Source organism: Kitasatospora sp. NPDC028961 (assembly GCF_055564815.1).
Window position 1 is genome coordinate 86,183 of record NZ_JBVHVO010000019.1, and the last position, 10,088, is coordinate 96,270.

6 protein-coding genes are annotated in these 10,088 nt (G+C 73.1%); all 6 read right to left on the reverse strand.

The window, feature by feature from the left end; translation table 11 throughout:
* Positions 1–146: 146 nt before the first annotated feature.
* Positions 147–1,085 (reverse strand): hypothetical protein, encoded by a 939-nt coding sequence (locus ACZ4UX_RS26710; RefSeq protein WP_465708539.1) that lies wholly within the window; start codon positions 1,083–1,085, stop codon positions 147–149.
* Positions 1,085–3,625, reverse strand: coding sequence for a beta-ketoacyl synthase N-terminal-like domain-containing protein (locus tag ACZ4UX_RS26715; RefSeq protein WP_465708540.1), 2,541 nt, complete (start codon positions 3,623–3,625; stop codon positions 1,085–1,087). Before ACZ4UX_RS26715 ends, ACZ4UX_RS26710 begins: the two co-directional genes overlap by 1 nt.
* Positions 3,626–3,802: 177 nt before the next feature.
* Complete coding sequence (locus ACZ4UX_RS26720; protein WP_465708541.1) at positions 3,803–4,708, reverse strand: transglutaminase-like domain-containing protein; 906 nt, start codon at positions 4,706–4,708, stop codon at positions 3,803–3,805.
* 29 nt (positions 4,709–4,737) lie between these two features.
* Positions 4,738–6,570: an ABC transporter ATP-binding protein gene (locus ACZ4UX_RS26725; RefSeq protein WP_465708542.1), complete on the reverse strand. Its 1,833-nt coding sequence runs from the start codon at positions 6,568–6,570 to the stop codon at positions 4,738–4,740.
* Complete coding sequence (locus ACZ4UX_RS26730) at positions 6,554–8,497, reverse strand: ABC transporter ATP-binding protein (protein ID WP_465708543.1); 1,944 nt, start codon at positions 8,495–8,497, stop codon at positions 6,554–6,556. The genes ACZ4UX_RS26725 and ACZ4UX_RS26730 overlap by 17 nt, the downstream gene beginning before the upstream one ends.
* Positions 8,498–8,607: 110 nt before the next feature.
* Positions 8,608–9,426, reverse strand: coding sequence for a methyltransferase domain-containing protein (locus ACZ4UX_RS26735; RefSeq protein ID WP_465708544.1), 819 nt, complete (start codon positions 9,424–9,426; stop codon positions 8,608–8,610).
* Positions 9,427–10,088: the final 662 nt, after the last annotated feature.

The following is a 10,088-nucleotide window of genomic DNA, read 5'->3' on the forward strand; positions in this document are numbered from 1 at the left end:
GGGGTCTCTGGGGGTGTTGGGCGCGGGTTTTTTTACCCGTGTTTTTTTTGGGGGGCTGTTCTGGGGGGGGGGGGGGAGAACCGGGGGGGGGGGGGGGGGCCCCCCCCCCCCCCCCGCCGTTCCACTGCTCCGCGGCCCCGCTCCGCTCAGTCCTGCCAGTCGACGATCCGGCTGGAACTCAGGGCGCGCTCGCCCCGGTGGGTGACCAGCGTGATGTCCTGCGGGGCGGGCGCGCCGTCGATCGCCCAGTAGATCCGGCCCGGCGAGCGGTGCGCGGGCCACTGCCGGGAGTCGACGATGCGCCACCGGGCGAGGGTGCGCAGGAAGAACGGGTCGGCAGCCGTCCAGCGCCCGTCCACCTCGATCTCGACCCACATGTGCTGGAGCGGGAAGGGCGCGGACATGATCAGGCCGCTGGCGCCCCGGATCCGCACGCCGGTGCCGGCGGCCTCGTCCAGCAGGACGTGGCCGGCGAGGCGGCAGTCGGCGAGGCCGGTCTCCCGGGCGAAGCCGACATCGGTCGACAGGTCGTGCGGGAGGAGGTGGAAGACCAGCCGCTCGACCGACGTGAACAGCGGGAGCACGGTGTCGTCGAACCAGTGCTCCTCGGCGGGCAGCGTGATCCGCCGGACGAAGGAGACGGGGCTCTCCCAGGTCACCTCGCCGGAGCCGGAGGCGGCGTCGAGCATGACGCTGGGCGCGAAGTCGCACGCGCCGGGGTGGCCCGGCTCGGGGCAGCGGCCGGTGGTGCGGAAGCGGTACTCGTTGCGGCTGCGGCCGAGTTCGCCGTCGAAGGCCCGCCCGAGCGTCTTCATCAGCATCCAGTTGGGGCTGTTGAGCTCCAGCTCGACGGTGACGTTCTCCAGGTCGAGCACGTCGTAGCGCCGTTCCTCGCCGGTGCCGCCGTGCGGCAGGCCCGCGTCGAGGAGCTGCTCCAGGAGGTCCCCGGAGACGCCGTAGACCTTCTGGAGCGAGGCCTGCGGGACGGTGAAACCCCGGTGGCCGTCCGGGACCCGCAGGATCCGGTCGACCACCTCCGTGACCGCCGTCCCGTGCTCCGGCCGAGGGTGTGCCTGGTGGTCCATCAATTCTCCACTCTGCTACCGGCCGACGGCTGGGCCGGCCGGATCGACGTTGCGCTCGGCAGCACGACCGCGTCGCGGTGACGGGCCGCGACGGCCTCCGCATGCTCCCCGAGCAGGTGCTCGCGCAGGGCCGCGAGTGTCGGCCGGGCGAACACCACGGCCGGGTCCAACTCGATCCCGTAGATCTCGCCCACCTGGCCGGCGAGCTGCAGCAGCGAGATGGAGTCGAAGCCGAGGTCCATCAGGTCGGCGTCGGTGTCGACCGCGTCCGGTTCGACCAGGAGGAAGCCGCAGGACTCCTGGCGGAGGTCACGGTCGACGGCCGCCGCGGCGCTCTGCGACGGCACCGGGGCGTCCGTGGTGTCCAGGGCGTCAGCGATGTCCCGGTCGTCCCGGTCGTCGTGGTCAGCCCGGACCGCGGGTTCGGCGTCCACCCAGAAGCGCTTGCGCTCGAACGGGTAGGGCGGCAGCTCGACCCGCGCCGGACGGGGGGCCGGCCAGAGGCGGCTCCAGTCGATCGCCGCGCCCTCCGTCCAGAGCGCGGCGAGCCTGTCCAGCCGCCGCTTCGCCGTCAGGGCCTCGACGTAGGCCCGTCCGTCCTCGTCGTCCAGCAGGTTCCCGTGCGAGCCGTCCACGCGGGCGGTCCCGGTCCGCAGACCCTCGGCGGGGCGGCCCGCGGCGAAGGCCTCGAGTGCCGCCCGGAGCTCCGCGGCGCCGCGGGCGGTGACGGCGAGGCGCTCACCGAGCTCCCGCCGCCCGACCTGGCTGCTGTAGGCGAGGCGCGCCAGGTCGGACGCCGGGTCGGTGCCGCCCGCCGGGTCGGACAGCGTGCGGGCGAGGGCGGCTGCGAGGGTGCCCAACTGCTCCCCGGTCCGGGCGGAGAGCAGCACCGCGTGCTCGGCCTCCGTCCGTTCTTCCGCCACGCGCGCGGACAGGTACTCCTCGACGATCAGGTGGGCGTTGGCGCCGCCCGCGCCGAAGGCGCTCACCCCGGCGCGGCGCGGGACGCCGGGCGGGGTGCGCCACTGCTCCTCCGCCCGGGGGAAGCGGATCGCGGGGGCGTCGATCCTGGGGTTGACCCGGTCCAGCGAGACGCACGGCGCGATCCGGCCGTACTTGAGCTGCAGCAGCACCTTGGTGAGGCCCGCGACTCCGGCCGCGCCCTCCAGATGCCCGATGTTCGCCTTGATCGAGCCGACCGGGCACGGCTCGCCGTCGTCGCGCCCGGGTGCCAGGGCGCGGGCGAGTCCGGCGATCTCCAGCGGGTCGCCGAGGGCGGTGCCGGTGCCGTGCGCCTCGACGTAGGACAGGGTGTGCGGCTCCACGCCGGCCCGGGCGGCCGCCGCGCCGACCAGGTCGCACTGCCGGGCGGGGTCGGGCACGGTGTAGCCCGAGGTGCGGCCGGCGGTGTTCAGCGCGCTGCCCTTGATGACGCCCCAGATGTGGTCGCCGTCGGCGACCGCCGCCGCCAGCGGCTTCAGCAGCACGGCACCGACGCCCTCGCCGGGGACGAAGCCGTCCGCGGCCTCGTCGAAGACCTTGCACGCCTCGTCGGAGGAGAGCATGCCCGAGCCGGAGAGCCCGACGAGGTGGGCGGGGTGCAGGAGGAGGTTGACGCCGCCCGCGACGGCGGTGCGGCACTCGCCCCGGCGCAGGCTCTCGCAGGCCAGGTGGATCGCGGTGAGCGAGGACGAGCAGGCCGAGTCGACGGCGAAGCTGGGGCCGTTGAGATCGAAGAAGTAGGAGACCCGGTTGGCGATGGACCACGGCGCGGAGTTGGCTCCGGTGAGCCGGCCGAACGGCCAGCCGGTGGCACCGATCTTCCCGTACGTGTGGTTCATCGTCCCGACGAACACCCCGGTGGACGGCTCGTGCGTGGTGGTGCCGAGCATTCCGGCCTGTTCGAACAGGTGCCAGCACGCCTGCAGGAAGAGCCGCTCCTGCGGGTCGGTGTGGACGGCGTCCACGGGCAGCATGTGGAAGAGCTCCGCGTCGAACTCGGCCACGCCGTCGATGAAGCCGCCCCAGCGGCCGTACGAGCGGTCGGGCCGGCCCCGGCGCGCGTCGAAGTGGGTCCGCCAGTCCCAGCGTTCCGGGGGGACTTCGGTGATGCTGCGTACGCCGTCCCGCAGGTTGCGCCAGAGCGCTTCGACGTCCGGGGCACCGGGATAGCGCCCGGTCACCGCGATCACCGCGATGTCGGAGGCGGCCGTGGCCGGGGTCGGCCGGGCCGGGGGTGCCGGCTCGGCGTGGGGCGCGCCGGTGCCGGAGGTCTCCGGGCCCAGCAGGGCGTGGAGTTCGGGTCCGCGGGTCCGGCGCAGGTGCTCGGCGATGTCCGCCACCGTCGGGTGCTCGAAGGTCAGGGTGGGCGCGATGTCGCCGAGGTCCTCGTCGAACCGGACGGTGATGTTCATCCGGGTCAACGAGTCCAGGCGGAGGTCGCGCAGGGCGTCGGGGCCGTGCAGGTCGGCCGCGGCGACTCCGGCGGCCTCCGCCACGACCTCGCGGACATAGGAGTGCACGGCCGCGAACGACGGCACCCGGCCTGCCCCTGGCAGGCCATCGGTCCCGGAATCGGGGGACATGGCGGTCCTTTCGTCTCAAAACGGCCGAAGCTGGAGCAGGGTCGGGTACCCGGGCCGGGGTACCCGGCCGGGTCGATCGGTCGGAATCGGTCAGGCGGAATCGGTCAAGCGGGGCCGGTCAGGCGGGGCCGGTCAGGCGGGGCCGGTCAGGGCCCGGGTGGGGAACGAGATCGGGGTCTCCGCCCCGTCGTGGGTGGCGAGCACGAACTCGTGGTCCGCCAGCCGCCAGGCACCCTCGCCGATCGAGCGGTGGGCCGGCCATTCCTCGGCCGGGAGGAGGCCCCACCCGGTGAGCAGCTTCAGCAGGTGCGGGTCGAAGGAGACCCAGCGGTCGTCCAGCCGCACGTCCAGCCACGAGTGCGCGATCGAGTACGGCGCCGACAGGAAGAGGCCGAACGAGCGACGGGCCGTCAGGCCCAGCCGCCCCGCCTCCTCGGCGAGGTGGGTGGCCACCAGGCCGCAGTCGCCGATCCGGGCGTCGCGCAGGAACCCCACGTCGCCGCGCAGGCCGGCCGGAAGGTAGTGGAAGTGCACGTCCGCCACCAGGCCGGTGAGCCCGGCCAGCTCGGGGTGAACCTGCGCCGGCTGCGCGCGCACCTGCCGGGTGAGCGCGAAGGGGCCGCCCGGCGGCCCGGTGAACCCGGGCTGGGCGCGCAGTTCGGCCGACGCCGCCTGGCGGCAGTCGTGTTCGCCCGCACTGGGCGGACAGGCCGGCAGCACGTCCACCGCGTAGCCGGTCGCGCCGTGCGCGCCCGCCGCCGAGCGCAGGGCCGCCGACCACCCGCGCATGGCCATGAACCGGGCGGAGGGCAGCATCAGCGAGAGCGAGACGTTGGCCAGGTCCAGCTGGTCGTACCAGACGACGCCGGCACCGTCGGGCCCGCGGCACGGCAGTCCGACACCGGTGAGCGCGGCGAGCAGCCCCTCGTCGATGCCGGACTGCCGGGCGTCGGCCGCGGTGGAGGTGAACGAGCGGAACCGGTCGGGTACCCGCACGATCCGGTCCACGACCGCGCGCAGGGTCGCTTCGTCGGGCACCGGCCGCGCCTTACGGGCGGGCGGGGCCATCAGTGCGCCTCCGCGGGGACGGTGCGCGAGCCCTCGCGGTAGGAGGAGGCCTGGATCTCGTACAGCTCGCTGTACTGGCCGCCGCGTGCCATCAGCTCCGCGTGCGAGCCGAACTCGACGACCCGGGAGCCGTCGACGACCACGATGAGGTCGGCCATCCGGACGGTCGAGAAACGGTGCGAGACCAGGACGGTGATCCGGCCGGACTCGTCGTCGGCGGCGCTGCGGGCGGCCTCCGCGTAGCGTTCGAACAGCGCGTGCTCCACCTCGGCGTCGAGCGCGGAGGTCGGCTCGTCGAGTACCAGCAGCAGCGGGTCGTCCCGCATGAAGCCCCGGGCGAGCGCGACCTTCTGCCACTGACCGTGCGAGAGGTCGACACCGTTCTCCCAGGACGGACCCAGCTGCGTGGCGAGCCCGTCGGGCAGGCCGGCGACCAGGTCCTCGGCGCCGGCCCGGACGATGCCGCCCCGAACGGCGGCCGGGTCGTCGAGGCGTGCGACGTCACCCACGCCGACGGCCTGCTGCACCGGGTACTCGAACTTGAAGAAGTCCTGGAAGGCGCCGCTGATGCGCGCGCGCCACTCGGCGGGGGCGATCCGGCCCAGGTCGGCGCCGTCCACCGCGATCGTGCCCGAGGTCGGGGCGTAGAACCGGCAGAGCAGCTTGACCAGGGTCGTCTTGCCGGCGCCGTTCTCGCCGACCACCGCGATCACCTTGCCGGCCGGCAGGTGCAGGGTGACGTCCTCCAGGACGGCCTGCTCACCGCCGGGGTAGCGGAAGGTGACGTGCTCCAGGCGGATGCCGTCGCGAAGCCGGGCCGGAACGCCCTGGTCGGCCGCCAGCACCTCGGCGGCGGCGATGTCCTCCAGCCAGGTGAGCCGACGTGACACGTCGAGCCAGATGGTCCGGTAGAACTGCATATGGGTGACGGTCTGCCCGACGTACTGGGCCAACCGGCTGCCGGCGGTGAGCAGCAGCAGGGTGTCCGCCGCGCCCGCGCCGGAGTCCTGGGCGGCGAGCGCCACGACGAGAACGAAGGACGCCACGAAGACGGACTGGGCCGCCACCTGCCAGAGCGTGGTCGCCCAGCGGGTCCGGGCCAGCGGCTCGTACCGACGGCTCCAGGCGTCCCGCCGGGCCTCGTACAGCCAGCGCTGCACGCCGGCCACCCGGATCTCCTTGCCCGCGCCCGCCGACGTGGCCAGGGTGAAGAGGTGACGGGCCCGCCGCTCGTGCTGGGCACCGGCCTCCTCGACCTTCTTGTCGACGCCCGAGCGCCAGCCGGAGACCAGCACGCCCGGGACGGCGGCCACGCCGAGCAGCCCGTACAGCGGGTCGACCGACATGAGCAGCGCCAGGGTGATGACCAGGCGGATGACGGCGCCGATCGTCCCGAACAGCTCCTGGTAGAGGTAGCTGAGCGCGCCGGCGTGGTTGCGCAGCACCGAGATGCGGTCGGCGTGCTCGGCACGCTCGTGGTGCTCCAGCGTGGAGACGGTCGACTGCAGCCGGGCCACGTGCGACTCGACGAACACGGCGGCCCGGTCGGCGAAGCGGCGGTTGGCCCGGTCACTGACCACACCCAGCAGCCAGCCACAGGTGGCGAGGGCGCCGAGGAACAGCGCGGCGGCCGTGATCCCGCCGCTGTCCTGGCCGATCGCCGCATGGATCAGCGCGGCGAGGCCCACCGCGAACAGCGCGTCCGGCGCCGCGGCGGCGATCGCGGTCGCACAGGCCACCACGATCAGCAGCGGACTCGCCTGGTAGCCGAGACGCAGCGACCGCACCAGCGACCTGGCGGACGAGGGCAGCCCGTCAGAGGACGATGCCATCGGATTCCTCCTCGAAGTCGAAACGGGACGCCTGCAGGTCGAACATCTCCCGGTAGCGGCCGTTGGCGGCCATCAGCTCGTCGTGGGTGCCGAGCTCGGCCACCCGGCCGTCCTCCAGGACGCAGATCCGGTCGGCGTGCCGGACGGTCGAGAAGCGGTGGGAGATGAGGACGGTGGTGCAGTTCTCGGTGGCCTCGAGGATGCGGTCGAAGATCGCGGCCTCGCCCCGGACGTCGAGCTGCGCGGTCGGCTCGTCGAGGACGACGACCTCGGCGCCCTGGCGGACCGCGCACAGCGCGCGGGCCACGGCGACCCGCTGCCACTGACCGCCGGAGAGGTCCCGGCCGCCCTCGTAACCGGCGGCGAGCACCGTGTCGAGGTCGGCGAGGTCCGCGGCCCCGGCGTCGGCCAGCGCGGCCCTGATCACCTCGTCGGACGCGCCGAGCGGCGCGACATTGGCGCGTAGCGGCAGCTCGTACTGGTTGAAGTCCTGGAAGACGGCGGTGATCCGGCGGCGCCACGCGGTGAGGTCGAGGTCGTGCAGCCCGGTGCCGCCCACCTCGATGGTGCCGTGGGTCGGTTCGTAGAGGCCGCAGAGCAGCTTGACCAGGGTGGTCTTGCCCGCGCCGTTGAGACCGACGATGGCCAGCGAACGGCCGGCCTCGATGGTGAGGTCGAGCCCGGAGAGCACCGGCCGGGAGTCGGTCGGGTAGGTGAAGCCGACGTCCCGGAAACGGATCTCCGTACCCGACGTCGTCTTCGTGCCCGCCGTCGTCTTCGGGCTCGTGGCCGCCTGCGCGTCCGCTGCCGTCCTCGGGCTGCGGTCACCGGTGGCGAGCGCGCCGGTCTCCGCCATCGCGGGGCCGAGGGCCAGCACGGCGGCCACCGAACCGGCGGCGGGCGGCAGCGCCCAGTTCAGGCCGCCGAAGGCGAGTGCGCTCGCCCCGACCGCGGCCTGCGCGAAGACGACCACCTCGCCGGTGCCGATGGCGCCGGAGACGGCGTCCCGGGCGAGCGACCAGAGCATCAGGCCGTTGGCGACGACCAGCAGCAGAATCGTCCAGCGCAGCGGGCGCTGCTTCAGCCGCGTGCTCTCCCAGCGCAGCTCGACCAGGCGGCGACGGCTGGCGGTGAACTGGTCGACGACCCAGCCGCCCAGGCCGAAGATCCGGAGCTCCTTCGCGGCCGCGGCCTCGACGGCGAGCTTGTACGTGTAGTCGGAGCGCCGCTGAGCCTCCAACACCTCGCCGGAGTTGCGGTCCCAGAAGCTGCTCTCCCGCAGCAGCCAGTGCGTCGCGATCCACGCGCCGCCGACCAGCAGCGGCGCCCACCAGGTGTACGCGGCGAGCACGACGAGCTGACCGACGCCGACGGCGGCCTCGACCAGGCCACCGGCGATCAGGCCGACCGAGATCGCCATCGGCGGTCCGACCGTGCCCTGGTCGAAGTCGCGGGCGCCGGCCAGCTTGTCGGCCAGCTCCCGTGACTCCAGATGGGCGATCCCGTCGGGCGCGGTGGTGCTCTCCACCAGCAGGTCGTGCAGCAGGCAGGAGAGACGCTCTCCGAGGGCCGTGCCGACCAGGGAGTGGAACGGCACCAGCAGCCGGAAGAGCACGAACACGAGGCCGGCGGCGCAGAGCGGACCGGTCGGCGAGGCGTGGTCGTCGATCGCGTCCACCAGCAGGCCGACGGTGACGGCGAACAGCGCCGGCAGCGCGCCGCGCACGACGATCAGGGCCCACCAGGCGACGGCCAGCCCCCGGTGCGCGCGCGGCAGGACGGCGAAGAAGGTCCACTCGTCCCGCTCGCGCAGCCGGGCGATCCGCGCTCCGAGGCCGGCGGCCCCGGCTCCCGTGCCGTCGGGGGTTTCGGTGGCCTCCGTGCCGTCGGGGGCTTCGGTGGCCTCCGCGGCTACGGAGGCCGTCATGGGTGGATCGCCGTCTTGCTGGGTGGGCACGGAATAACACTTCCTCGGTGCGGTGGAACGGTTTGATGACGGTCGGCCGACTGGGGACCGACCGTGGCGCGGACCGCGCGTCAGGCCCGGGTGGCGGAGACCAGGTACCCGGTGGTGCCGCCGAGGTAGTGTCCCTCGGCGTGCAGGAGTTCCAGCCGCCGCTTCCAGTCGACGACCTGCCGGGCGGTCAGCACCCGGTCCTTGACGAGCTGGGCCAGTGGCCGTCGCATCGTGAACAGGAAGAACGAGTAGTCGTTGAAGACCAGGTGCGGCTCGACCACGATGTCGGTGAAGCCCGCCTCCCGGTAGAGCCGGGGCAGCTGCCGTCCGATCCAGCCCTGCAGGGCCGCGTCGGCGACGTAGTCGAGGACCGTCCGGGTGGTCGCCCGGTCGGGATGGTCGAGCACGGTCGAGCCGAGGTCGAACTCGAAGGCCACCGCCCGGCCGCCGGGCCGTACCACCCGGGCAATCTCGGCGATCGCGCGCGGCGCGTCGGGCACGTGCTGCAGCAGCGTCTGGGCCCGGCAGCGGTCGAACTCGCCGTCACCGAAAGGGAGGTCGAGCGCACTGCCGCAGACGAAGGAGACGTCGGCAGCGGCCGCGGCGCCCCGGCGACCCGCCTCGGCGACCATGGTCCGGCTGACGTCGATCCCGGTCACGCGGGCGCCCGGCGGCACCTCGGCAGCCATTCCGATGGCGTCCGAACCCAGGCCGCAGCCGACGTCCAGCACCGATCGCGCGTCGGCCAGCCGCAGAGCGGCCGCGATGGCGGCCTCGACGCCGCGCATGCCCGGGTACGCCTTACCCACGTCCAGCGCGCGGATCAGCGGGCCCGGGTCCTCCGCGTCGTCCACGGCCGCGAAGGCACGCAGGTCGGCTCCGATCGCCTCTGCCTGCATACGGATTCCCCCTCTGATGGTGCACGCGGGGCATGACGGCGGGACCGGCCGTGGCGGACTCATGACGAGCGCTCGAACGACCGCGGTCCCGGCGCCCTCGAACCGTCGCGGCCGGATACCCGGCAGCGGCGGCCCGACTTCCCCGTCAGCGCCGGCTGATTGATCTTCGCCAGACTCTAACCGCATGACATGTACGCCGTCGAGCGTGATGATCACCGCATCCAAACACTTCGTGACGCGCATCACATTGCTGATGTGGACATGCCCCGTGTTAGCGTCACCGCCTAAGTGGATCAAGGAAGGGGGTGGAATCCATGGCTACGCGTCCCGCTCCGACCAACGAGGAGCTCGCGCAGTTCGAGGCTTGGGTCACCGAGCTCGACATCGCGCTCAGCAAGAAGCCGTAACCCGCGACGACGTCATGAACGTCGAGCGACGGCTATTCCGCGACGGCCACCGAATCAGGAAACGGGGGTGAAAGACATGGCTACGCGTCCCGCTCCGACCAACGAGGAGCTCGCGCAGTTCGAGGCTTGGGTCACCGAGCTCGACATCGTGCTCACCAAGAAGCCGTAACCCGCGACGACGTCATGAACGTCGAGCGACGGCTATTCCGCGACGGCCACCGAATCAGGAAACGGGGGTGAAAGACATGGCTACGC